This is a genomic window from Azospirillum oleiclasticum, assembly GCF_013423485.1.
Classification (GTDB): domain Bacteria; phylum Pseudomonadota; class Alphaproteobacteria; order Azospirillales; family Azospirillaceae; genus Azospirillum; species Azospirillum oleiclasticum.
In genome coordinates this window covers 344,751-368,503 of sequence record NZ_JABFFR010000007.1, presented here as the reverse complement: position 1 = coordinate 368,503, position 23,753 = coordinate 344,751, and the positions used below count along the sequence as shown (strand labels likewise).

24 protein-coding genes are annotated in these 23,753 nt (G+C 70.7%); 13 read left to right on the top strand and 11 right to left on the bottom strand.

Annotated elements, in window-relative coordinates; translation table 11 throughout:
• Nucleotides 1-9: 9 nt before the first annotated feature.
• The 3 genes from HL658_RS11750 to HL658_RS11740 all read left to right on the top strand — a co-directional run bounded on the left by HL658_RS11750 (nucleotide 10) and on the right by HL658_RS11740 (nucleotide 1,283).
• Nucleotides 10-210 carry a CCE_0567 family metalloprotein gene (locus HL658_RS11750; RefSeq protein WP_180281873.1) on the top strand — a complete coding sequence of 67 codons (201 nt, stop codon included), beginning with the start codon at nucleotides 10-12 and terminating at the stop codon, nucleotides 208-210.
• 124 nt (nucleotides 211-334) lie between these two features.
• Nucleotides 335-628, top strand: coding sequence for a ferredoxin III, nif-specific (fdxB, locus tag HL658_RS11745; protein WP_180281874.1), 294 nt, complete (start codon nucleotides 335-337; stop codon nucleotides 626-628).
• A 55-nt stretch (nucleotides 629-683) separates the two neighbouring features.
• Nucleotides 684-1,283: a nitrogen fixation protein NifQ gene (locus HL658_RS11740; protein ID WP_180281875.1), complete on the top strand. Its 600-nt coding sequence runs from the start codon at nucleotides 684-686 to the stop codon at nucleotides 1,281-1,283.
• Between the two features lie 6 nt (nucleotides 1,284-1,289).
• On the opposite strand, the gene HL658_RS11735 is transcribed toward HL658_RS11740, so the two are convergent.
• Entirely contained in the window at nucleotides 1,290-2,975 is a 1,686-nt protein-coding gene (locus HL658_RS11735; protein ID WP_180281876.1) for a methyl-accepting chemotaxis protein, read from the bottom strand.
• Between the two features lie 250 nt (nucleotides 2,976-3,225).
• A complete protein-coding gene (locus tag HL658_RS11730; RefSeq protein WP_180281877.1) occupies nucleotides 3,226-3,726 on the bottom strand; it encodes a hypothetical protein in 501 nt (166 codons plus the stop codon).
• A gap of 286 nt (nucleotides 3,727-4,012) precedes the next feature.
• On the opposite strand from HL658_RS11730, the gene HL658_RS11725 reads away from it, so the two are divergent.
• From HL658_RS11725 to nifW, 6 genes are all read left to right on the top strand, one after another.
• Nucleotides 4,013-4,396 carry a HesB/IscA family protein gene (locus HL658_RS11725; protein ID WP_180281878.1) on the top strand — a complete coding sequence of 128 codons (384 nt, stop codon included), beginning with the start codon at nucleotides 4,013-4,015 and terminating at the stop codon, nucleotides 4,394-4,396.
• Nucleotides 4,397-4,452: 56 nt separating this feature from the next.
• Complete coding sequence (gene nifU, locus HL658_RS11720) at nucleotides 4,453-5,376, top strand: Fe-S cluster assembly protein NifU (RefSeq protein ID WP_180281879.1); 924 nt, start codon at nucleotides 4,453-4,455, stop codon at nucleotides 5,374-5,376.
• Nucleotides 5,377-5,380: 4 nt separating this feature from the next.
• Complete coding sequence (gene nifS / locus HL658_RS11715) at nucleotides 5,381-6,583, top strand: cysteine desulfurase NifS (RefSeq protein WP_180281880.1); 1,203 nt, start codon at nucleotides 5,381-5,383, stop codon at nucleotides 6,581-6,583.
• 120 nt (nucleotides 6,584-6,703) lie between these two features.
• Nucleotides 6,704-7,837: a homocitrate synthase gene (nifV, locus tag HL658_RS11710; RefSeq protein WP_180281881.1), complete on the top strand. Its 1,134-nt coding sequence runs from the start codon at nucleotides 6,704-6,706 to the stop codon at nucleotides 7,835-7,837.
• Nucleotides 7,838-7,866: 29 nt separating this feature from the next.
• On the top strand, nucleotides 7,867-8,679 hold the full coding sequence (gene cysE, locus HL658_RS11705; protein WP_425485331.1) for a serine O-acetyltransferase: 813 nt from the start codon (nucleotides 7,867-7,869) through the stop codon (nucleotides 8,677-8,679).
• Between the two features lie 31 nt (nucleotides 8,680-8,710).
• A complete protein-coding gene (gene nifW / locus HL658_RS11700; protein WP_180281882.1) occupies nucleotides 8,711-9,034 on the top strand; it encodes a nitrogenase-stabilizing/protective protein NifW in 324 nt (107 codons plus the stop codon).
• Nucleotides 9,035-9,085: 51 nt separating this feature from the next.
• Here the strand turns inward: nifW and HL658_RS11695 are convergent, their stop codons facing one another.
• The 6 genes from HL658_RS11695 to HL658_RS11670 form a co-directional block, all read right to left on the bottom strand.
• Nucleotides 9,086-9,847: an OmpA family protein gene (locus tag HL658_RS11695; protein WP_180281883.1), complete on the bottom strand. Its 762-nt coding sequence runs from the start codon at nucleotides 9,845-9,847 to the stop codon at nucleotides 9,086-9,088.
• A 15-nt stretch (nucleotides 9,848-9,862) separates the two neighbouring features.
• On the bottom strand, nucleotides 9,863-10,318 hold the full coding sequence (locus HL658_RS11690; RefSeq protein WP_180287633.1) for a DUF4398 domain-containing protein: 456 nt from the start codon (nucleotides 10,316-10,318) through the stop codon (nucleotides 9,863-9,865).
• Nucleotides 10,319-10,396: 78 nt separating this feature from the next.
• On the bottom strand, nucleotides 10,397-11,008 hold the full coding sequence (locus tag HL658_RS11685) for a DedA family protein (protein WP_180281884.1): 612 nt from the start codon (nucleotides 11,006-11,008) through the stop codon (nucleotides 10,397-10,399).
• 162 nt (nucleotides 11,009-11,170) lie between these two features.
• Nucleotides 11,171-12,391 (bottom strand): polyhydroxyalkanoate depolymerase, encoded by a 1,221-nt coding sequence (locus HL658_RS11680; protein WP_180281885.1) that lies wholly within the window; start codon nucleotides 12,389-12,391, stop codon nucleotides 11,171-11,173.
• A 327-nt stretch (nucleotides 12,392-12,718) separates the two neighbouring features.
• Nucleotides 12,719-13,531 (bottom strand): endonuclease/exonuclease/phosphatase family protein, encoded by an 813-nt coding sequence (locus HL658_RS11675; RefSeq protein WP_180281886.1) that lies wholly within the window; start codon nucleotides 13,529-13,531, stop codon nucleotides 12,719-12,721.
• Nucleotides 13,528-15,762: a VTT domain-containing protein gene (locus HL658_RS11670; RefSeq protein ID WP_180281887.1), complete on the bottom strand. Its 2,235-nt coding sequence runs from the start codon at nucleotides 15,760-15,762 to the stop codon at nucleotides 13,528-13,530. Before HL658_RS11670 ends, HL658_RS11675 begins: the two co-directional genes overlap by 4 nt.
• A gap of 264 nt (nucleotides 15,763-16,026) precedes the next feature.
• On the opposite strand from HL658_RS11670, the gene HL658_RS11665 reads away from it, so the two are divergent.
• Genes HL658_RS11665 through HL658_RS11655 form a run of 3 tightly spaced genes read left to right on the top strand, consistent with a single transcriptional unit; the run spans nucleotide 16,027 to nucleotide 19,228 of the window.
• The gene (locus HL658_RS11665; protein WP_180281888.1) at nucleotides 16,027-16,764 is read left to right on the top strand and encodes an ABC transporter permease subunit; all 738 of its coding nucleotides are present in this window, start codon (nucleotides 16,027-16,029) and stop codon (nucleotides 16,762-16,764) included.
• The gene (locus tag HL658_RS11660) at nucleotides 16,761-17,543 is read left to right on the top strand and encodes an ABC transporter permease subunit (protein ID WP_180281889.1); all 783 of its coding nucleotides are present in this window, start codon (nucleotides 16,761-16,763) and stop codon (nucleotides 17,541-17,543) included. Before HL658_RS11665 ends, HL658_RS11660 begins: the two co-directional genes overlap by 4 nt.
• Nucleotides 17,540-19,228: an ABC transporter ATP-binding protein gene (locus HL658_RS11655; RefSeq protein ID WP_180281890.1), complete on the top strand. Its 1,689-nt coding sequence runs from the start codon at nucleotides 17,540-17,542 to the stop codon at nucleotides 19,226-19,228. Before HL658_RS11660 ends, HL658_RS11655 begins: the two co-directional genes overlap by 4 nt.
• 98 nt (nucleotides 19,229-19,326) lie before the next feature.
• Here the strand turns inward: HL658_RS11655 and HL658_RS11650 are convergent, their stop codons facing one another.
• The 3 genes from HL658_RS11650 to aceA all read right to left on the bottom strand — a co-directional run bounded on the left by HL658_RS11650 (nucleotide 19,327) and on the right by aceA (nucleotide 22,126).
• Nucleotides 19,327-19,890: a DJ-1/PfpI family protein gene (locus HL658_RS11650; RefSeq protein WP_180281891.1), complete on the bottom strand. Its 564-nt coding sequence runs from the start codon at nucleotides 19,888-19,890 to the stop codon at nucleotides 19,327-19,329.
• Between the two features lie 408 nt (nucleotides 19,891-20,298).
• On the bottom strand, nucleotides 20,299-20,718 hold the full coding sequence (locus HL658_RS11645) for a hypothetical protein (protein ID WP_246337474.1): 420 nt from the start codon (nucleotides 20,716-20,718) through the stop codon (nucleotides 20,299-20,301).
• 130 nt (nucleotides 20,719-20,848) lie between these two features.
• The gene (gene aceA / locus HL658_RS11640; protein WP_180281892.1) at nucleotides 20,849-22,126 is read right to left on the bottom strand and encodes an isocitrate lyase; all 1,278 of its coding nucleotides are present in this window, start codon (nucleotides 22,124-22,126) and stop codon (nucleotides 20,849-20,851) included.
• 190 nt (nucleotides 22,127-22,316) lie between these two features.
• Between aceA and HL658_RS11635 the strand changes: the two genes are divergently transcribed.
• Nucleotides 22,317-23,750 carry a helix-turn-helix domain-containing protein gene (locus tag HL658_RS11635; protein ID WP_180281893.1) on the top strand — a complete coding sequence of 478 codons (1,434 nt, stop codon included), beginning with the start codon at nucleotides 22,317-22,319 and terminating at the stop codon, nucleotides 23,748-23,750.
• The last annotated feature ends 3 nt before the right edge of the window (nucleotides 23,751-23,753 follow it).

Genomic DNA, 23,753 nt, shown 5'->3' with positions numbered 1-23,753 from the left:
ACCGCCGCCATGGCCGACGCCGCCGCGATCAAGGACGAGATCAAGAAGCTGAACGCCCGCGCCACCGCGAAGAAGATGGACCTGCACGACCTGTCGGAGGAGCTGCCGCTGAAGTGGGAGTCCATCCTGGAGGTCGCGCAGGAGGCCTACGACGCCCACAAGGCGCTGGCCGAGAAGCGCGCCGAGCTGAAGGCGCTGGAGACGGCGTGACGCACGCCCCCTCCACCCCTCCCCGGTTAAAGCCCTCCCCCGTCGACGATGGGGGAGGGTTTGGGTGGGGGCTCACAACCGACACTTCCCCCACCCACCCGACGACAACCCGAGGAGCACCCCGATGAGCGAGTTCGTGAGCGGCACCACCCGCGGCGGCAAGGCCTGGACGCCCAAATTCGTGGACGACATCGACCAGAAGCAGTGCATCGGCTGCGGCCGCTGCTTCAAGGTCTGCGGGCGCGGCGTGCTGGAGCTGATCGGCATCACCGAGGACGGCGACATCGTCGATGCCTTCGACGACGAGGCCGAGAAGAAGGTCATGAGCGTCAAGGAAGGCGCCAACTGCATCGGCTGCGAGAGCTGCGCCAAGGTCTGCTCCAAGAGCTGCATCACCCACCGGCCTCTGGCCGCCTGATCCACCGGCCTCTGGCCGTTCCCGGCCAGGCCAAGCCGCCGGCGGAGGCGCGCCCATGGACATGCACATGCCCGCCCAGCCGCACGGCCCGGACGCCCTCTACCGCTGGCTGACGTCGCACCAGACCCGGTGCAACGTCGTGGACGCGCACCTGTTCGCCTGCATCCTTGCGCGCCGCTGGCCGGCCGGCCGGGATGCCGGCGAACCCGACCCGTTGGGGCTGGACACCGCGGGGCTGATCGCCCTGATGGGCCGCTATTTCCCGATGGCGCTGTGCGACCGGCGGCACACGCCGGGACCCACCCACCGCTCCCTGCCGGCCCTGCTGGCGGCGGAGGCCGCCGACCTCGCCGACATCCTGCTGGAGCACCGCTCCGTCGGCGTGGAGGAGGAGGCGTGGCTGGCCGCCATGGTCGCCCGCGCCTGCCTGGACGACGGGCCGCTGTGGCGCGACCTGGGCCTCACCGGCCGGCGCCAGCTCACCGCCATGTTCGAACGCCACTTCGAACCGCTGGCCGCGCGCAACCGTTCGGGGACCCGGTGGCGGACCATGCTCTACCGCCTGCTCTGCGCCCGCGACGGCCTTCTCGCCTGCCGCGTGGCCGACTGCGACGGGTGCGCGGCGGGAACGGTGTGCTTCGGCGCGGAGGGGTAGGCGCCGTCACGCCGCCCGCAGGCCACCGAGGAAGCGGGCGACCTCGCCGCTCAGCGCGTCGGCGTGGGTCGAGAGCTGCCGGACATAGGCCAGCACCTCGTTGGCGGCGATCCCGCTGGAGCCGACCGCGGCGCTCACCTCCGCGATGTTGGCGGAGACGCCCTGCGTTCCGGCGGCGGCCTGCTGGACGTTGCGGCTGATCTCCCGCGTCGCCGCCCCCTGCTCCTCCACCGCCGACGCGATCGACGCGGCGACCTCGTTGACGCGACCGATGATGCGCACGACGTCGCGGATTTCGGCCACGGCATCGCCGGTCACGGCCTGCACGTTCGCCACCTGGGCGGCGATGTCCCCAGTGGCCTTGGCCGTCTGGCTGGCCAGCTGCTTGACCTCACCGGCGACCACCGCGAAGCCCTTGCCCGCCTCGCCGGCGCGCGCCGCCTCGATGGTGGCGTTGAGCGCCAGCAGGTTGGTCTGGGACGCGATGGAGTTGATCAGCTCCACCACCGCCCCGATCCGCTCCACGGCGACCGCCAGCCCTTCCACCTTGCCGTTGGCGCGCTCGGCGATGCCGACGGCGTCACGGGCGATCTCCGACGACTGGCCGACCTGCCGGCTGATCTCGGCGATGGAGCTGGAGAGCTGGTCGGCGGCGGACGCCACGGTCTGCACGTTGACCGAGGTCTCCTCGGTGGCGGTCGCGACCGTGGCCGCCAGTTGCCCGGTGCGGTCGGACACCTGGACCATCCGCTGCGCGTGGGCCTCGATGCTGCCGGCCTCCTCGGCGACGACGCGGATGACCCCGCCCACCGTCTGTTCGAAGCTGCGGGCCAGCTCCGCCATGGCGGTGCGCTTGTCCTCCTCGGCCCGGCGGGCGAGCATCGCCTGCCGCTCCTCCAGCCGCGCCTTCTCCACGGCGTTCTCCTTGAACACCATCAGCGCCTTGCCCATGGCGCCCAGCTCGTCGCCGCGGTCCGCTTCCGGCACGGTGACGCCGAGGTCGCCGCCGGCCAGTGCGCGCATGCGCAGGGCGAGCGCGCTGATGGTCCGGCTGATGTTGCGCCCGGCGAGCGCCAGCAGCAGGACGACCGGCAGCGCCACCGCGGCGACCACGCCCACCAGCGTCCAGAGCTGGGTCATGAAGGCGGCGCGGATGTCGTCGATGAAGACGCCGGTGCCGATGAACACGCCCCACGGGTCGAATGCCTTGGCGTAGGCGAGCTTGGGCGCCAGATCGCTGCCGCCGACGGTGCGCGGCCAGTCGTAGACGTAAGTGCCCTCCCCCTGGCTCTTCACCATCGCCACCATCGCCGGGATGATCGGCGTGCCGTTCCCATCCTTGATGCCGTTGACGTCCTTGCCCATCAGCTTGTCGCTGGGATGGGCGAAGCCGATGCCGGTGTAGCTGTGGGCGAACAGATACTCCGCGCCGCTGTAGCGGATGGCGATCAGCGCCTCCTTGAACCGGGCCTGCGCCTCCTCCCGCGTCATCCGCCCCGCCGCCGCTTCGGCCTCGAACCGGACCGCCATGCTGTGCCCCGCCTCGACCATGAAGCGCAGGGCTTCCACGCGGTCATGATGCATGCGGCCGTAGTTCAGATGGAGGGCAGCGCCGGCAATGGCGACGCTTGCCAAGGCGGCGGCAACGACGAAGCCGAGCAGCTTCATGCGGATGGTCAGGGACGAGGGCATGGGGACGTCACTTTCGAAAAACGCTCGTCAATGAGCATACAGTAATATGCTCACCGGCCCCGGCCGGGACAGCGCCGTGTCAACCTGTCGCAGTCTCCCAGACGGGGGTGGAATGCCTCGTCAGACCGTTCGCACGGTGTGAGGCGTTCTCCGCCCTGCCACACAACGTGACGGGCAGGCGCAACTCATCAGGAACGGGCCAATGTCAGGCGGTTGGGGTATTCGGGCGTGATCGCAGCCTTACGCCCCTTCACCCTTCACCCTCCACCCCCCGCGCCATCGCGGCGATCACCCCGTGCCCGACCTGGTCGCCGGGGTCGATCTCGGCCAGCTTGGCGAGGATCGCCAAGGCGTCGGGCAGGCGGTCGCGGCGCAGGGTGATGAAGGCGAGCGCCTTCATGGTGAAGAGGAAGAAGCGTTGCGGTCCCTCCGCCGTCCAGTCGGCGCTGGCGGCGGTCAGTTGGCGCCAGTCGGCGGGGATGCCGATCTGCTGGGCGGCGACGTCGAGGGCGACGAGGGCGACGCGCTCGGCCTCGTCCAGCCGCTTGCGGTTGAAGTAGAACTTGTACAGCGCGTAGAAGACCGGCAGCACGCGGGGCGCCAGCCGGTGCGCCTCCCACAGCAGGGCCTCGCACTCCGCCGCATTCCCGCGGGCCTGCACGGCGGCCTGGAGCCGTTCGTCCACATGCTCCGGGACGTCGCCGAAGGCCATGCGGCCGTTGGAGATGCGCAGTTCGATGGGGCGTTCCATGTCCATCTCCTTCGGCGGGCCGCCGTCATGACCCTACATTTTCCATGGTTATGGCCGGCCCGCGCCAGCCGGCAAGGGGCCGCAGGGGCCTGCGTCGTTCCGCCGCAGATTGGCGGGGATCCACCCGTCCCGGCCTGTCGAGAATCCAACAATGTCGGAAACGCGCCAGTGTGTCGCACCCCGGCAGGATCCGACAATCCCAGCAATTCCAACTTGTTAGGAAACTGGCCCGCGCCTTGCTTATACCTCGGCAATCGTTCGGACCAGTGTGCGAGGAGCGTTGGACATGGTGATCTTGACCGATGCGGCGGTGACCACTCTGGAGCGGGTGCTGGCGAAGTCGGCCGCGGCCAAGGGGCTGCGCATCGCCGTGCTCGATGGCGGCTGCGCCGGCCACAAGTACCAGATGGGCCTGGAATCCGAAGCGGGCGAGGAGGACGCGGTGCTGTCCTTCGGCCCCGTGACCATCTTCGTCGATCCGGCGAGCCAGCCGCTGCTGACCGGCGTCGTCGTTGATTTCGTCGAGGGGATCGAGGGGGCGGGCTTCAAGTTCGACAACCCCAACGCCACCGGCTCCTGCGGCTGCGGCAAGTCCTTCTCGTCGGGGGCATCGCCCGCGGGTTCCTGCTCCAGCACGCCGTCGGCCGGCGGCTGCGGCACGACCCACTGAGCCGCCCCGCCCCCCCTTCCGTCCCACGCCCGGTCAACCCGGAAAGGCAAGCCGTCATGTGGAACTACACCGACAAGGTCAAGGAACACTTCTTCAACCCGAAGAACGCGGGCGTTCTTGAGAACGCCAACGCGGTGGGCGAGGTCGGCTCCATCACCTGCGGCGACGCGCTGAAGCTGATGATGACCGTCAACCCCGACACCGAGGTGATCGAGGACGCGCGCTTCCAGACCTTCGGCTGCGGCTCGGCCATCGCGTCCTCCTCGGCGCTGACCGAGATGATCATCGGCAAGACGGTGGACCAGGCCCTGGCGCTCACCAACCGCGACATCGCCGACTATCTGGGCGGCCTGCCGCCGGAGAAGATGCACTGTTCGGTGATGGGGGCGGAGGCGCTGCGCGCCGCCATCGCCGCCTACAAGGGCGAGGAGTGGGACGACGACCACGAGGAAGGCGAGCTGGTCTGCAAATGCTTCGGCATCGACGCGGCGATGATCGAGCGCGCGGTGACCGTCAACGGCCTGACCACGCTGGAGGAGGTCACCCACTACACCAAGGCCGGCGGCTCCTGCCAGACCTGCCACGAGAAGATCGAGGATGTGCTGGACACCGTGCTCGCCAAGACCGGTGCCTTGAAGCCCGCCAAGAGCCACGCCCCCGGCACAGTGGGGCTGGACGCCATCACGCCCTTGAAGCCGAAGGCGGCAGCCCCGGCCCCGGCATCGAAGATGACCAACGTGCAGCGCATGCAGGCCATCATGATGGCGATCGAGGAGATCCGCCCGCAGGTCCAGAAGGACGGCGGCGACGTGGAGCTGGTCGACATCGACGGCAAGGACATCTACGTGCGGCTGTCCGGCGCCTGCTCCGGCTGTTCGCAGTCGGCCGGCACCATGATGGGCGTGCAGATGAAGCTGGTGGAGAAGCTCGGCGAGTTCGTCCGGGTGAAGCCCGCCTCCCTCATGCCGGCGGGGGTGTGAGGCCATGACCGGGATCTATCTCGACAACAACGCCACCACCCGCGTCGATCCGGACGTGCTGGCGGAGATGCTGCCGCTCTTCACCGAGCATTTCGGCAATCCGTCCTCGATGCACGGCTTCGGGGCCGCGGTCGGCGGCAAGATCGAGTGGGCGCGCAAGCAGGTGCAGGCGCTGCTGGGTGCGGCCCACGACAGCGAGATCGTCTTCACCTCCGGCGGGACGGAGAGCGACAACACCGCCATCCTGTCGGCCATCGAGGCCTACCCGAAGAAGAAGGAGATCGTCACCAGCGTGGTCGAGCACCCGGCCATCCTGGCGCTGTGCGACTATCTGGAGAAGAAGCGCGGCTACACCATCCACCGCATCCCGGTGGACGCCAAGGGCGACCTCGACATGGACGCCTACAGGAAGGCGCTGTCGGAGAACGTCGCCATCGTCTCCATCATGTGGGCCAACAACGAGACCGGCACGATCTTCCCCATCGAGGAGCTGGCGGCGCTGGCCAAGGGCGTGGGCGCCGTGTTCCACACCGACGCGGTGCAGGCGGTCGGCAAGATCCCGATGAAGCTCGCCGACAGCGCGGTCGACATGCTGTCGCTGTCCGGCCACAAGCTGCACGCGCCCAAGGGCATCGGCGCGCTCTACGTCAAGCGTGGCCTGCGCTTCCGCCCGATGCTGCGCGGCGGCCACCAGGAGCGCTCGCGCCGCGCCGGCACCGAGAACGCGCCGGGCATCGTCGGGCTGGGGGCGGCGGCACAGCTCGCCCTCGTCCACATGACCGACGAGAACACGCGGGTGAAGGCGCTGCGCGACAAGCTGGAGACGGCGCTGCTGGCCGCGGTGCCCAACTGCTTCGTCACCGGCAACCCGGACCACCGGCTGCCCAACACCTGCAACATCGCCTTCGAGTACATCGAGGGCGAGGCGATCCTGCTGCTGCTGAACGAAGCCGGCATCGCCGCCTCCTCCGGCTCGGCCTGCACCTCGGGCTCGCTGGAGCCCAGCCATGTGATGCGGGCGATGGGCGTGCCCTACACCGCCGCCCACGGCGCCACCCGCTTCTCCCTGTCGCGCGACACGACGGAGGCGGAGATCGACGCCGTGATCAAGGTGGTGCCCGGCATCATCGACCGGCTGCGGGGCCTGTCGCCCTATTGGGCCAAGGACGCCGCCCGGCCGAAGGAGTTCGCGCCGGTCTATTCGTAAGGTTGCTGCACCCGGCCCCCACCCCGGCCCTCCCCCATCGTCGACGGGGGAGGGGGAAGAAAAGCCCTCCCCCGTGAGAGTGGGGGAGGGTCGGGTGGGGGCCCGATGAGGACACACCCCATGCGCCAGCCCGCCTTCGTCACCATCAACGACACCACGCTGCGCGACGGTGAGCAGACGGCCGGCGTGGCCTTCACCATCGACGAGAAGACCGCCATCGCCCGCGCGCTGGACGAGGCCGGCGTGCCGGAGCTGGAGATCGGCATCCCCGCCATGGGCGAGGAGGAGCGGGACGGCATCCGCGCGGTGGCGGCCCTTGGCCTGAAGGCGCGGTTGATGGTCTGGTGCCGCATGCACGACACCGATCTTGGCGCCGCCCTCGATTGCGGGGTGGATTTCGTCAATTTGTCCATGCCGGTGTCCGACATCCACATCACCCGCAAGCTGCGCCGCTCGCGCGACTGGGTGCTGGCGGAAATCGACCGCCGCATCCGCCAAGCCCGCGACCTCGGGCTCGACGTCAGCCTGGGCGGCGAGGACAGCAGCCGCGCCGACCAGGATTTCCTGATCCGTGCGGCGGAGACGGCGCAGAAGGCCGGCGCCCGCCGCTTCCGCTTCGCCGACACTCTCGGCGTGTTGGACCCATTCCAGACCCGCGCCTGCATCGAGCGGATCGCCGCGGCGACCGATCTGGAGATCGAGATCCACAGCCACGACGACCTCGGCCTTGCCACCGCCAACGCGCTGGCCGCGGTGCTGGGCGGTGCCACCCACGTCAACACCACGGTCAACGGGTTGGGTGAGCGTGCCGGCAACGCGCCGCTGGAGGAGGTGGTGATGGCGTTGAAGATGCTGCACCACCGCGAGACCGGAATCGCGCCGAAGGCGCTGGGCGCCATCTCCGCCCTGGTGGAGCTGGCGAGCAACCGGCCGGTGGCGGTCAACAAGAGCATCGTCGGCGACGCCGTCTTCACCCACGAGGCCGGCATCCATGTGGACGGGCTGCTGCGCGACCGCGCCACCTACCAGGGCTTCGACCCGGCCGAGTTGGGGCGCGAGCACCGCATCGTGCTGGGCAAGCATTCCGGCACCGCGGCGGTGAAGATGGCCTATGACCGACTGGGCGTGTCCGTGGACGACCGCGCCGCCGCCGCCATCCTGCCGCGGGTGCGCGCCCTCGCCACCCGCGCCAAGCGCCCGCCGACGGCGGACGAGCTTCTCGCCTTCCACCGCGACCTGACGGTCGACGCGTGAGGGCCCAACCTCCGGCCGGAGATGCACCGATGGCCCCGATGATGGATGTGGACAGCACCCCGATCCGGGACGCCGGCAAGCCCGGCATCTGGCAGCTCCTGCGCGAGGATGTGCTCTGCGTGTTCGATCGCGATCCGGCCGCGCGCAACACCGTCGATGTGCTGACCTGCTACCCCGGCATCCACGCGCTGATCGTCCACCGCATCGCGCACGAGGCGTGGCTGCGCGGCCTGCGCTGGCCGGCGCGCTTCCTGTCCTACCTCGCCCGCGCCATCACCAACATCGACATCCACCCCGGTGCGCGCATCGGCCGCCGCTTCTTCATCGACCACGGCGCCGGCGTCGTGATCGGCGAGACGGCGGAGGTGGGGGATGACGTCACCATCTATCACGGGGTCACGCTGGGCGGCACCTCCTGGAACAAGGGCAAGCGTCACCCGACGCTGATGGACGGGGTGCTGGTGGGGTCCGGGGCCAAGATCCTGGGGCCGATCACGGTGGGGCGCAACGGTCGGGTCGGCGCCAACTCGGTGGTCACCAAGGACGTGCCGGACGGCATGACGGTCGTGGGCATTCCCGGCCGCATCGTGCGGCGCGACAGCCGGCAGCGGCTGGCCGAGGTGGGCATCGACCTGGACCACCATCTGATGCCGGACCCGGTGGGCAAGGCCATCTCCTGCCTGATGGACCACATCAACCGCATCGAGACGAGGCTGGAGGCCCACACGGCCGAGGAGCGCGCCCGGCTGGAACCGCTCACCGGCGTGGTGTGCGAGACCTGCGGCAACGCCTGCGACAACGACCTGTGCGCTGCCGGAGACGGCCCGCGGCGCGCCAACTGACAGCTTCCCACGGATGAGAAGGACCGGGTCCATGAGCTTCAAGGACGATCTCGACGACCTCGACACCGCCGAGGACTTCCTGCGCTTCCTCGGCGTCGCCTACGAGCAGCGCATCGTGCACGTGAACCGGCTGCACATCCTGCAACGCTTCCACGACTATCTGTCGCGGGACGAGGGCATCGAGGATCTGAGCGACGACGAAGCGCTGGCCGCCCGCTACCGTGCCCATCTCGAACGGGCCTATACCGACTTCGTCGCCTCCAACGCGATCAAGGAGAAGGTCTTCAAGGTCCACCAGGAGGAAGCGCGCAAGATGGAGGACCGTTTCGTGTCGCTGGACAGCCTCGTCGGCTGAAGGTCCTCCGACACCGGGCCGGCGGAGTAAAGGCCCGGCGTCGGCGCGCCGTCACCGCGTCTCCGCCACGCGGCCGTCGTCGGAGATGACGATCTCGACCCGGCGGTTCTGCTGGCGGCCGGCGTCGGTGCTGTTGGACGCGACCGGCTGCGCCTCGCCGAAGCCGCGGGTGGTGACGCGGGTGGGGTTGACGCCCTGGGCCAGCAGCGCGGCGCGCACCGACTCCGCACGGCGTTCCGACAGGCGCAGGTTGGTTTCCGACGAGCCGGTCGCGTCCGTGTAGCCCTCGATCCGCACCGTGCGGCCCGGCTGCCCTTCGAGGAACCGGGCGAGCCGCTGGATGCGGGTCTCGGCTCCGGCCGTCAGGTCGGCGCTGCCGGTGGCGAACAGCACGTCGCCCAGCGTCATCACCAGCCCGCGCTCGGTGCGCCGGGCCTGGAGGTCGCGGAGCTGGCGCTCCAGCTCCTGGTTGCGGACGGCCAGCCGCACCTCGTTGGGGTTCGCGGCCACCGCCTGCGCCCGCTTCACCCCGGCCGTCTCCTCGGCGATCTGGGCGCGGCGGGTGGCGAGGTAGGACAGGTGGTTGACCGTCCGCTCGCTCTCCCCCTCGGCTGCGGCGGCCTGGGCGCGGCGCAGCGCCTCCTCCGCCCGGCGCACCTCGAGCGGCGCGTTGGCGGTGACCGCGGGGTCGGTCGACACGGCCTGGTAGGCGGCGGTGGCCTGCTGCAGGCCGGCGGTCTCGGTGGTGCCGGCGCAGGCGGCCAGCGTGCCGGCGGCGAGCGTCAGGGCACCAATTGTGCGGAGCATCGTCATCGTTTCCTCCCCTCGTTACTGGCCCGTGCCCCAGCCGGTGCCGCCGCGCGTCCCCGGCAGCGTGCTGCCGGCGCTGCCCGTGGCACCCCCGATGGCACCCGTATCGGGCGTGGGGGCGCTGCTGCCGGACAGGGAGCTGCGGATGGAGCTCTCGGCGCGCTGGGCGATGTCCCGCTGCGACCGCACGCCGGCGAACTCGGCGTCCACCCGGGCCTGTTCCGCCAGGATCTGGGCGCGACCCTCGTTGCCGTCCTGCAATTCACGCTCCGCCGCGGCCAGCTTGGTGCGCGCCGATTGCAGCTCCACCGGGGCATGCTCCATGGCCCCGGCGCGCTCGGCGGCGGCGATGGCCTCGCGGGAGGCGCCCAGCTCCGCCGCCGGCTGGACCGTGCCCGCGCAGGCGGCCAGCGCCAGCAGGGCCGCCCCGGCGAACCCTGCCCTGCTCAATGAACCCTGTGCGATCCGTGTCATGGCGAAGGCGTCCTTGAAGTCGATCGTGTTCCGTCGACTGCAAGAACCCGCCGATGGGGGCCGAGGTTCCGCCGCGCGTCAGGCAGGGTCGGGGGCGGGGTCACGCCAGCGCGCGACGCGGACGGCGTAGATCACCACCGGCACGGTGAACAGGATCAGCGAGCCGGGACCGATCCACTCGGCCAGCCACGGCCAGCCGCGCTTGGCCAGATAGCCGCAGCCCGCCAGCACCAGGATCCACAGGGTGGAGCCGATGATCGAATAGACCAGGAACTGCCAGACCCGCATGCCGCAGGCCCCGGCGGGGATGGAGATGAAGGTGCGGACGCCGGGCACCGGCTGGCAGATCATCACCGCCAGCCCGCCGCGCCGGGCGAACCAGTCCGTCGCCTTGCCCACCTGATCCGGGCGCAGCGCGATCCACCGCCCATGGCGGCGCAGGAAGGCGCGGAAGCGATCCGGCCCCAGATGCCGGCTGGGCAGATACCACAGGAACTCGCCGAGGGCGGAACCCACCCCGCCCGCCAGCCCGATCAGGATCAGGTTGAAATCGCCCTGGGCGGCGCCGATGCCGGCGAGCGGGATCACCGTCTCCGCCGGGACGGGCGGGATCACCCGCGCCACCACCAGCAGCAGGAAGATCCCCACATAGCCCAGGTTGTTGACGATCCCGGCGATCCACTCCGTCATGCTGCCCGATCCCGTTCCCGCCCCGCGCCCCCCGCTCTCGATGGTGGGGGCAGAGGGTAGCAACGTGCGGAGCCATGCCGGAGTTCCCGGGGCGGGTGTTCCCGGAGCGGCGTCGGCCGCCCCGGTCGTCCCGACCGTCAGCCGCCCCGGTCGTCCCGACCGTCAGCCGTTGTGCTGACGGATGAAGTCGCGCACGCGCGGCATGATGTGCTCGCGCCAGCGCCGGCCGTTGAAGATGCCGTAGTGACCGACGCCCTCCTGCAGGTGGTGCGTCTTCATCTCCGCCGGCAGGCTGGAGCAGAGCCGGTGCGCCGACACCGTCTGGCCGGGGGCCGAGATGTCGTCGAGCTGGCCTTCCACCGTCATCAGCGCCGTCTTGCGGATGGCCGAGGGTTCCACCGCGTGCCCGCGCGACTTCATGGTGCCGTTGGCGAGCGCGTGCTTCTGGAACACCGTCTCGATGGTCTCCAGGTAGAACTCCGCCGACAGGTCCATCACCGACAGATACTCGTCGTAGAAGCGCCGGTGCGCCTCGGCGGACTCGCCGTCGCCGCGGATCAGGTGGCGGAACAGCCCCAGATGCTCGCCGATGTGGCGGTCCAGATTCATCGACATGAAGCCGGAGAGCTGGATGAAGCCGGGATACACCCGCCGGAAGGCACCGGGGTAATAGACCGGCACGGTGGTGATCACCGTGCGCTCGAACCAGGACAGCGGGCGGGAGGCGCCCAGCTTCACCGGCACGGTCGGGTTCGCCATCGGGTCGATCGGGCCACCCATCAGCGTCATGCTGCGCGGCTGGATCGGGTCGTCCGCGGCCGCCATCAGCGAGGTCGCGGCCAGCACCGGCACCGCCGGCTGGCACACCGCGATGATGTGGGTGTTGGAGCCGAGGTGGTGGACGAAGTTGACGACGTGGTCGATGTACTCGTCCAGCCCGAAACGCCCCTTGGACGACGGAACGTGGCGGATGTCGATCCAGTCCGTCACATAGACGTTGTGGTCATGCACCAGTGCGGCGACCGTGCCGCGCAGCAGCGTGGCGTGGTGGCCGGACATCGGCGCCACCAGCAGCACGGTCGGCTGCTCGGCGTTGGCGTCCTTGTGGAAGTTGAGCAGCCGGCAGAAGGGGGTCTCCATCTCGACCCGCTCGGTGATCGCCACCTCGTCGCCGTTCACCCGCGCGGTCCTGATGCCGAAGGCGGGCTTGTCGAAACGGCGCGTCGTACGCTCCAGAAGCTCGGCGCCCGCCGCCATGGCGCGCCCGATACCGGTGTAGGACGCCGGCAGGAACGGGTTCTGGAAGGTGTGCTGGGCAGCCCCGGCGATCAGACGCACCGGCTGCAGGACGGCGTGTTGGAGGTCATACAGGTGGTACAGCAACGGCCCCTCGTCATGGTCTGGTCGCTCGTGCGCCGGAGCGGCGTGGCAACATTTTGTACGTACTACAAACTGTTCAAGCGGGCATTATCCAAACGGCTTGCTGCAATGCAACGCTGATCTTCGGAATCAACAACGCACCAGCCGCGGTGAAGGGTCCGACTACCCCCCGTCAGCCGTACCGGGCCTGCTACGAAATGCTTATGACGCAAGAGTTTCCGGCCTGCCGCCAGGGCCTGCGGGACGGTCTCCGGCAGCGAGGGGAGTGGCGATCTGTCGCGGCCCACCTGTCATACAAGTGAACGCCCGACGAACATTGGGGGACGGGCATCAGGGAACGGCGATCAGCGCCCGCACCGGAAGATGGTCGGACGCCCGGCGGGTCAGGGTGGTGCGCGCCACCTCGAAAGCGGGGATGCGCAGGCCGCCGCGGACATAGATGCGGTCCAGCCGCAGGGTGGGCATGCGGGCATGGAAGCTGCGCGGGCTTGCCCAGTCCTCGAAGCTGCCGGCCAGGGTGCGCAGGCGCGGGCTGTTGGGCGTCCACTCGTTCAGGTCGCCCATGAACAGGGTCGGCAGCTCGGGCCGCTGCTCGACCAGGGCGAGGATGCGGGCGACCTGCGTCGCGCGCTCCCACGGATCGAGGCCGAGATGGGCGGCGATCGCCCGCACCTCCCGGCCCTCCACCTCGACCACCAGATCGACGGCGCCGCGTGGCTCGCGCAGCCCGACGCTGAGGTCGATCACGGCCATGGAGCGCACCGGCAGCCGGGTGAGGATCGCGTTGCCGTAATGGGCGCGGCGGGTGTGCTTGGTGGGGCCGGCGTGCGCCTGCATGCCGGTCGCCTGGGCGAGGAAGGCGAACTGGTCCAGCCCGGCCTCCCCCCGGTGGTGCCAGCCGACCTCCTGCAGGCCGATCAGATCGACATCCAGGTCGCGGATCACCTCGGCGATGCGGTCGGGGGCGAAGCGGGCGTCCAGCCCGACGCAGGAATGGATGTTCCAGGTGGCGATGGTGAAACCGGCCATCCCCTCGGGCAGCGCGCCGCTGCGCCCATCGGTGCGGCGCGCGGCACGGGCGGCGCGCGCGGCGCGAAGGGCGGCGGCGATCTGCTGGACGCGGTCTCGGCTGAAACGGATCACGGGTCCTCCGGTCCTTCTGTCGTCGTGCTGGCTGCCGTCGTGCTGGCTGCCGTCGTGCTGGCTGCCGTCGTGTCCCCGGCCCGGCGGTGCCGCAGGCGGCCCATCAGCCAGCCGGCTCCCCACCCGAGGGCGATGGCGGCACCGGCCGCTGCCACCAGAAGTGCCACATCCGGCGCGGTCGGGTCCACCAGCGTGCGTTCAAGCTGGTGTCCGATCAGGCTGAAGGCCAGGGTTCCCGGCGCCAGACCCACGGCGGTGCCGGCCAGATAGTCGCCAAAGCGGATGCGCGAGGCGCCGGCCGCCAGATTGACCACGCTGAAGGGCGCCACCGGGACGGCGCGCGCCATCGCCACCGCGAAGGCCCCGCGGCGGGCGATGCCATGGCTGATCCGCCGGACCAGCCGGCCGCCCAGCCGCTCCGCCGGCGCGCGGCCGATGCCGCGGCCGATCCAGAACAGCACCGACGCCGACGCCAGCGCCCCCGCCATGGCCGTGAGGAAGCCTGTCACCGGGCCGAACAGCACGGCCGTCACCCCCACCAGGACCAGCAGCGGAAACATCACCAGCCCCCCGATCACATACAGGCCGATGAGCAGCAGGGGCCCGAGCGGGTGGTCGCGCAGGTGGCGCAGCGCGTCGGCCACCGGCTCCACCGCCGCCCACTCGCCGAGCCCGCCGTAGTGCCACAGGACGAGAATCCCGGCCAGAGCGACCAGCGTCGCCAGCAGCGCCTGCACACCGCGCCGCCGCGGGATCTGCGACGGCACCCCCACGGTGGCCCCCTCACGCCCGCCCGTCCGCTCCGGATCGAACAGGTCGACGTCCATCATCGTTGCGCCAAGGGGCGACGGTTCCGGATCGGTCAGCGGCAGGAGGCGGCGGCCGTCGGGCCGTTCGAGCCGTTCGATGGCCCGGATCATCGAGCCGCCGGTCGCCTCCAGCGTCGCCGCCACCTCCGCCACGCTGCTGCCCAGATGCTCGGCCAGCAGATCGTTGCGCACGCGGGCGATGGCGGCGCGCGCCTCCGGCTCGTGCCCGCCGGCCTCGACCGCCATGTCGCATTCCGTGTCCAGCCCCATGGAGCGGTTGGACAGATTGGCCGAGCCGATGCGCAGGATTCGGTCATCGACGATCATCACCTTGGCGTGGATGGTGATGCAGGCGCCGCCGTCGGTCACCGCGGCCAGGATGCGGAAGCGCCCGTGCCGGTCGGCGGCGCGCAGCGTCTCCGCCAGCCGGTGCCGCGCCGCGGTCATCACCTCGCTCTCCAGCCAGCTCGGCGTGCGGATGGGATTGACGACCACGATCTCCGGCCCGTCCGGCTCCTCCAGCCGCGCCTTCAACGCGTCGGCGATGGCGGCCGAGGTGAAGTACTGGCTTTCCATGTAGATGGTCCGACGCGCCGCGGCGATGGCGTCGCGATGGAGAGCCTCCACCTCGTTCACCGCCGGCCGGCCGTTCCATTCCGGCTCGGTGCGGGCGATGGCGACCGGCCGGTCGCGCAGCAGCGGCGTCAGCCCCGGCGGCCAGGGATCGCGGCGGGCCGGTGGTGGCGGGGCCAGGACCTCGCCGGTGGCGCGGCGCCAGCGTTCGCGGGCAAGCTCGCCGAGCGCGCGGGCGGCGTCGCCGTCCACCGCCATCATCAGGTCGTGGAACGGCTCGTAGGGCTTGCCGTCGGGCTGGCGCCGGTGCGGCTCGTGGGCGCGGTGGGCACGGGTGTCCCAGCGGTTGGCCGTCAGGTCGATGCCGCCGCAGAAGGCCAGGGCGTCGTCGATCACCAGGATCTTCTGGTGGTGGCAGGCGTCGGGCGGGTGGTCGCCGTCCAGCCGGTACTGGAGCCGCCGGCTGGTCAGCAGGTTGCGCAGCCACATCGGCGGCGTCTGGCGCATCACGTCGAACAGCTCGGCGTAGTCCCACTTCAGCACATGGATGCGCAGGCCCGGCCGGCGCGCCGCCAGCCAGGTCAGGAAGCGGTCGAGCTGGTCCGGACGACCGGGGTGGCGGTCCTGCGGGCGCAGCCGGATGCGGCCGTCCATGTCCCAGGCGGTCAGATAGATGCTGTGGCGCGCCCGGCGCATCGCCTCCTTGGCAAGCCGGAAGTAATCGGCGGCGTCGATCACCACCCCGATGCGGTGGGCATGCTCCATCCGCCAGCAGTTGCGGCCGGGCAGCAGAAGTCCGTCGGGCTTGGGGGCGGCGGCAAGGTCGGGCGCAGGGGCCAACAGGGTCATCGTCGGCTCGAAAGCAGCTTCGGTCGCCTGCATAACACCGCAACGGGGCGTCGCGCCCCATCGGAGCCGCCATGCTTCCGGCATCCCCCGATGTGGTCCTCCGACCGGAGTGCCGCAACGATCGCGCGGCCTATGCCCTTGATGGATTCCCATTGCCGCGGCCGGCGGCGCGCGCGTACCGTCCTGGATCGACCGTTTTCGACCGACCTTGCGCATGACCCGCCCCTGTCCGCCCTTCCCTTTCCGGATGTGCCCCTTCCCGCGATGCTGACCGACGCCCTGCGCCGGACGGGGGCCGTGCTTCCCCTCGCCATCATCCTGCTCGCCGCCGGTGCCGCCGTGGGCGTGCTGTCGGGCGGCGACGCGGCGGCCGGGCTGGCGCGGGCCGGTGCCGCCCTGCCGGTGACGCTGGCTCTGGCGCTGGGGGCGCTGTCCGGCGGCATGATGACGGGAACGGCGCTGGGGCTGGCGGCCGCACTCCACCCGCGCTCGCTGGAAGGGGCCGCGGCGGCGGGGCTGGCGGGGCTGGGGCCGGCGCTCCCCGGTTTCGTGCTGGCGGCCCTGCTCGCCACGACCTTCGGGAGCGGGACCGCCGACGCGGCGCTGGCGCTGGCGGCGCTGGCCCTGCCGGTCGCGGCGTCCGCCGCGCGGGAGGCGCGTGGCCGGCTGGCCGCGGCGCTCGCCGGTCCGGTGGTGCTGGCCGCCCGCGGACGCGGTGTGTCCGCCCGCGCGGCGCTGACCCGCCACGCCCTGCCGCCGGTGCTGGCAGCGCTCGTCCGCCAGACCGGCATGCTCGGGGGCGCCGTGCTGTGCGGTGCCGCGGCGGCGGAAGTGCTGTTCGGTCTGCCCGGCGCCGGCGCCCTGCTGGTTCAGGATCTTCGGCGGGGCGAGGCCGCCGGGGCGGCGGCCACACTGGCCACGCTGGCGGTCACCGCGCTGCTGATCGAAACGGCGGGCGCGGTGCTGGCCGACCGGCTGGCCCCGCCGGGGCGGCTGCGATGAGCGTCGCGTCACCCGATGCGCCGGCATCGCTGTCACCCGTGCGCGTGGCATGGCGGCGTTTCTCGTCGGAGCGGCCGGCCGCAGTGGGGCTGCTCGCGGTGCTGGGCCTGCTGGTGGCATCGCTGCTGCTGCCCGACGATCATCACAGCCCCGTGGTGACACCCCTGGTCACAGCGCCGCTGTCACTGGCGGCGGCCTTCGCTGCGGCGCTGATGGGGATCCTCGTGGCCAGCGCCATCGGGGTGCTCGCGGCCGGGGCCGGCGGGTGGTTCGAGCGCGCCGCGACCGGTCTCGCCGGCCGGCTGTCCATCCTGCCCTTGCCGCTGGTGGCGGTGGCCGGGGCCGTCGCCTTCGGCCGCGACCTGCCGGGGCTGCTGATCGCCATCGCCGCGGTGGTCGCCCTGCCGGCCGTGGGGCCGGCGCACGCCGTCATGCGCGGGCTGATGCGGCGCGAGCTGGTGACGGCGGCGCACGCCGCCGGCGTCCCGCCACGACGCATCCTGTGGAGGCACCTGCTGCCCAACGCCGCCGCCCGTCTGGCGGTCGCCGGCTGGCCGGCCCTGCCGCGCGCCCTGGTGATCGAGTGTTTCGCCGGGTTCCTCGGGTTCGGCGCCGTCGGGGGGGCCGGCACGCTGGGCACGGTGATGGGGAACGCCGCGGCGCATGGCGATCCGGTCATGCTGGCGTCGGCGGCGGCTGTCCTGGGCGGGTTGCTGCTGGCGCTGCACAGCATCGGCCGCGGACTGCTGGCGACGGTGGCGGAGGAGGAGCGGCCTTGACGGCGGGGCTGACGGTGACAGGCCTGACGGTCGGTTGCGGCACCCGCGCCCTGGTCGACCGCGTCGGGCTGGAGGTGGCGCCGGGCGAGGTGGTGGCGCTGCTCGGACCCGCGGGGTCGGGCAAGAGTCTGCTGCTGCGCGCGCTCGCCGGACTGCCGCCGCCGGGTGTGTGGGTGGAGGGTGCCGCGGCGCTGGACGGGCGGGCGCTGACCGGTGGTGGCGAAGCGCCGGAGAATCCCGGCCCCGGATTCGTTCTGATACCGGAGCGAGCCTCCGCAGCCCTTGTTCAGCACCGCAGTCTGGCCGATCTGTTCGCGGAAGCCCTGGCGATCGGCGGGCATGGGACAACTATTGTTCCGGTTCTGCAACAGGCTGCGTCGTTGTTGGAGCGGATGGGGATGACGGGGGCGTCGCGGCGGCTGGCCCTGCACCCGTCCGACCTGTCCGACGGCGCCCTCTGGCGCGCGGCGCTGGCGCTGGCGCTCGCCGCCGGCCCGCGTCTGGTCCTCGCCGACGCGCCGGCCGACGGGCTCGACCCCAGCGTGCGCGCCGCGATGCTCGACCGCCTCGCCGTCTGGGCGCGGGAGACAGGGGCGGCGCTCCTCATCGCTGGCCGACCCGATGCGGGGCTCGACGTGGCGGCCTGCCGCGTCCTTCACCTCGAGCATGGACGCCTCGTTCCCGAACCGCAGCCACGACCCCGGCCGGTTGCGGCCGATGCCGCGCCCGCCGGGCCGCCGGTGCTGTCGGTGCGTGACCTCGCCGTTTCCTTTCCGGTCGGCCCCACCCGCATGACGGTGCTGGAGGGGGCGGGGTTCGAGCTGGCGGAGGGCGACACGCTGGCCCTGCTGGGCGAATCCGGCAGCGGCAAGTCGATCTTCGCCCGTGCGCTGCTGCGCCTCGTTCCGGCGTCGGCCGGGCAGGTGACGTGGCGCGGACGCGACCTTCTGTCCTGCGACGACGCCACGATGCGCGGGCTGCGGCGCGAGATGCAGATGCTGTTCCCGGACGCGCGCAGCGCGTTCGACCCGCTGCGGACCATCGGCGACCACATCGCCGAATCACTGGCGGCGCTGCGCCCGGACATTCCGAAAGCGGAACGTTCCACATTCGTAACAAATGTGCTGCGGAAGGTGGGGCTTCCCTCGTCGGTGGCGGATTGCCGGATCGGCGCCCTGACCGCGGCGGAGGCGGCACGCGCCGCCCTTGCCCGCGCCCTGGCCCCGGAGCCGCGGCTGCTCGTCTGCGACGAGCCGCTGTCCCGCCTGGACGGCGATGACCGCGCGGCGTTTCTGGATCGGCTTCTGGAATTGCGTCGGGACGAGCATCTGACCCTGGTCTACGCCACCCAGGACGCGGATCAGGCGCTGCGCGTGGGCCGCCGCGTGCTGGTCATGATGACCGGGCGGCCGGTCGAGCTGGCCCCCGCCGGGACGCTCCCCCGCGACGCCCACCACCCCTACACCCGCGCCATGCTAGCCGCGGCGCGCGCATCCGGGCCGTTCCTGGATGGCGATCCGGTGCCGGCCGTGCTGGTGCGGGGCGGTTGCGGGCTGCGCGCGCGCTGCGCGAAGGCACGCCCCTTCTGCGCCTCCAGTGTCCCGACACTGGAGCCGGTGGGACCCGGCCACCGCGTGTCCTGCCATTACTGGGACCTGCCGGACGGGCACGGCGATCCGGGCTGAGACAAGGGTCCGGAACGACGAAGGGGGCGGCCGGTTTCCCGCGCCGCCCCCTTCGTCGATCTTGCGGACCAGCCCCCCGAAGATGGTCCCGGCGGCGGTCAGGCCGCCTTGCGAACCGACGCCGCCTCGCCAAAGGTCTTCACGACCTGCTCGACGAAGGCCGGAAGGTCGTCCAGCGTACGGGCGGTGACCATGCTGTTCACCTCCGACACCGGCTCATCCACCACGACAGCGCCGGCGGCTTCCAGGTCGGCCTTGAACGCCTCGTCGGCGCTGACTTGGCGTCCCTTCAGCTTGCCGGGAATGGCCAGCAGCGACACGCCATGGTCGATCGCCGCCAGCGGCTTGCCGGCATCCAGGAAATGGCCGACGATGCGGCGGGTGTGGGGCGACTGCTGGAGCTTGGCAACGCTGCGCTCGCCACCCGGCAGGAGCAGCATGTCGAAGTCGGACGCCAGCACGTCGCCGACCTGCTTGTCCACCGGGAAGTAATGGCCCCAGGCCTTGCCGTGCCAGCCGTTGACGAGACCCTGCTCGGGGGAGATGGTGCGCAGGGTGGCACCGGCCTTCAGGAGCGCGCGCTGCGCCTCGGTCATCTCGGTCTCCTCGAAGCCGTTGGCCACGAGGATGGCAATGGTTTTTCCTGCAAGGGGCTGATCCATACTGTCTGGTCCTTTCGCTGTTCGTCCTGATGGTGGCGTCACGCCCGGCGGCACCGGGTCCGCCGACGTTCCACCGCTCCTCTCGCGGGTCTTGGGCAACGCCCCGGCGCGCCGCGGCACCGTGCCCTGGCGCCACGGCAAAACGACTTCGGACGCCAAACCCTCAAGGGGAGCCGGCGGGTGAGCCGATAGGCCCTGTTCGAATCGTTTTGAGCATGGAACAGAAGTGGCCGCATCAAGGTCCCAAGTCAATGGGATATTCCGCGGTGCAGCGAAGGCCAGATCTGTGTTTCTCGCATCATGGGCGATGCATCAAATGGCCGGCCGTCGCGGCGGTTCAACCGGTCCTGCGGCACCGGTCGCTGCATGCCAGCCATGAAATCCGATCGAACCGCTCCCGGCGGCCGCTCATTCGGTGACTGTGACGTAGCCGCGTTCGATCAGCCGTTCCGTCGCGCCATAGGCGGCCTTGAGTTCCTCGAAGGCGCGCCGGCGAAGTTCCAGCTCCTCGATCTGCGCCACGGTCGGGTGCCTCTGTTCGGAGATGTGCAGCCCGCATTCGATGTAATCGGCGCGCAACTCGGCCACGCGCACCACCATGCGCAGGAGATCCTGGCGGTTCACCGCGGGGATCTGCCGGCGGCAGACGTCGCGGTTGGCCTCCAGGATCGCCCCGTCCATCGCCTCCTTGAAGCGCATGACGCGGTGGCGGGCGGCGGAGTCCATCTCCTCCGGGGCGAGCAGCCGGTCCACCTTGTCCTTCTTCAGGCTCCCGATGATCTTCCCGCCGAGCATGGCGACCTCCTCCGGCATCCGACGTATCACCATCAGTTTGCCATCGAAACGTTAGCAAACTCTTTTGTCGCCACCACACCGGGCACAAAAAAACGGCCGGGGAACGATCCCCGGCCGTGCAGTTTTGTCAGCCAAACAGTGGACAACAGCAAAGAAACTCAGATCAGTGGAACTGGTCGGCCTCGGTGGAGTCCTTGTAGGCGGTGGTGGACGACGTGCCGCCGGACACCGCGACCGACACGGCGTCGAAGTAGCCGGTGCCGACCTCGCGCTGATGCTTGGTGGCGGTGTAGCCCATCGCCTCGGCCTCGAACTCGGCCTGCTGGAGCTCGGAGTAGGCGGCCATGCCCCGCTCCTTGTAGCCCTTGGCGAGCATGAAGGAGGAGTAGTTGAGCGAGTGGAAGCCCGCCAGCGTCACGAACTGGAACTTGTAGCCCATGGCGCCGATTTCCTGCTGGAACTTGGCGATCGTGGTCTCGTCCAGGTTGGCCTTCCAGTTGAAGGAGGGCGAGCAGTTGTAGGCGAGCAGCTTGCCAGGGAACTCCTTGTGGATCGCCTCGGCGAAGCGGCGGGCCTCGTCCAGGTTCGGCTTGGAGGTCTCCCACCACAGCGCGTCGGCGTAGGGGGCGTAGGCGAGGCCGCGGGCGATGCAATGCTCCACGCCCGTGCCCTTCTTCAGACGGTAGAAGCCCTCCGAGGTACGGCCGCTGTCGAAGTCGATGAAGGGATGGTCGCGCTCATCGACGTCCGAGGTGATGAGCTGCGCGCTCTCCGCGTCGGTGCGGGCGAACACCAGGGTCGAGGTGCCGCAGGTGTCGGCGGCCAGACGGGCGGCGTTCAGCGTGCGGACGTGCTGCTGGGTGGGGATCAGCACCTTGCCGCCGAGATGGCCGCACTTCTTCTCCGACGCGAGCTGGTCCTCGTAGTGGACGCCCGCCGCACCGGCCCGGATCATCGCCTTCATCAGCTCGAAGGCGTTCAGCGGGCCGCCGAAGCCGGCCTCGGCGTCGGCCACGATCGGCAGGAACCAATCGATGTCGTTCTTGCCCTCGGCGTGGTGGATCTCGTCGCAGCGCTTGAAGGTGTTGTTGATGCGCTCCACCACCTGCGGCACCGAGTTCACCGGGTACAGGCTCTGGTCCGGGTACATCTGGCCGGCGTTGTTGGCGTCGCCCGCCACCTGCCAGCCCGACAGGTAGATGCCCTTCAGACCGGCCTTGGCCGCCTGCATGGCCTGGTTGCCCGTCAGGGCGCCCAGCGTGTTGATGTAGGGTTCGGTGTGCAGCAGCTCCCACAGCTTGCGGGCACCACGCTCGGCCAGCGTGTACTCGATCTTGACGGAGCCGCTCAGGCGCTTGACGTCCGCGTCGGTGTAGTCGCGACGCACGCCTTCCCAGCGCTTGGCGTGGAGGGCGGCCTTGGTGGTATCGTCGTTCGCCATCGGAGTGGTCCCCTTCGTTCGTTCCGTTGTCGCCCCGCGTTTGCCGCGGTGCAGCGCTGATGTGAAGGTAACGACGGGGATGCCCGGTCGGCAATAAGTGCTTGTTTGTAAAGTGGTCTGTTTGTAAAGTCTGACGAGCTGCCGTTTGTAAAGCGGTAAAGTTTGTAAATCCCGGCCGCGGGTGATGCGGATGGACAAGAAGGCGATGCTGGGGGCCAAGGTGCGGCGGCTGCGCCGCGACCATGGGCTGACCCAGGCGCAGATGGCCGACCAGCTCGGCATCTCGCCCAGCTACCTGAACCTGATCGAGCACAACCAGCGCCCGGTCACCGTGCCCCTGCTGCTGAAGCTGGGGCAAGGCTTCGGCGTCGACCTCCAGTCCTTCGCCGAGGACGAGGAGAGCCGGCTGGTCGCCGGGCTGCGCGAGGTCTTCGCCGACCCGCTGTTCGACGGCAACGACATCAAGAACCAGGACTTCAAGGAGCTGGCGGCCGTCGCCCCGACGCTTGGCCAGGCGGTGGTCGCCCTCTACCGCGCCTTCCGCGAACAGCGCGACGAGGTGCAGGCGGCGGCCGAACGCACCGACCGCGAAGGCCCCCACCTCGTCCACAACGCCGCCTTCCCGGTGGACGCGGTGCGCGAGCTGTTCCATGCCGGCAACAACCACTTCCCCGAGCTGGAAGAGGCGGCCGAGGCCTTGTGGGAGGAGGGCAAGCTGGAGCAGGGCGACCTTTACCGCGGCCTGACCGACTGGCTGCGCCACAACGCCGGGGTGCGGGTGCGGCTGCTGCCGTCGGACGTGATGGGCTATGCCGTGCGCCGCTTCGACCGCCACAGCAAGCGCATCCTGCTGTCGGAGATGCTGGCCCCCAGCGGCCGCAACTTCCAGCTCGCCGCCCAGATCGCGCTGGTGCGCCACCGCGACCTGCTGAACCGCGTCGTGGATTCCGCCAGCCTGACCGGCGACGAGGCGCGGCGCCTCGCCCGCATCGGGCTCGCCAACTATTTCGCCGGCGCGGTGATGATGCCGTATGGCCGCTTCCTGGATGCGGCGACCCAGGTCCGTTACGACATCGAGATCCTGCGGCGGCGCTTCGACGCCTCCTTCGAGCAGGTCTGCCACCGGCTGACCACGCTGCAGAGGCCGGGGACGCGCGGCGTGCCCTTCTTCCTGCTGCGGGTGGACAGCGCCGGCAACGTGTCCAAGCGCTTCTCCGGGGCCGGATTCCACTTCGCCCGCTTCGGCGGCGGTTGCCCGCGCTGGGTCGTCTACGAGGCCTTCCGCACGCCGGGCAAGGTGCACACCCAGCTCGCCCAGATGCCGGACGGCACCGCCTATTTCTGCCTCGCCCGCACGGTGGTGAAGGCCGGCGGCGGCTACCGCAGCCCGCCGCAGCTCTTCGCCATCGGGCTGGGCTGCGACGTGGACCACGCGTCCCAGGTCGTCTACGCCGACGGCACCGACCTGTCGGCCACCGACACCGCCACCCCCATCGGCGTCAACTGCCGCCTGTGCCCGCGGCTCGACTGCTCCCAGCGCGCCTTCCCGCCGCTCAGCCACCGGCTGATCGTGGACGAGAACCTGCGCGGCCTGTCGCCCTACCTGTTCGCGCCGCCGGGGTGAGGC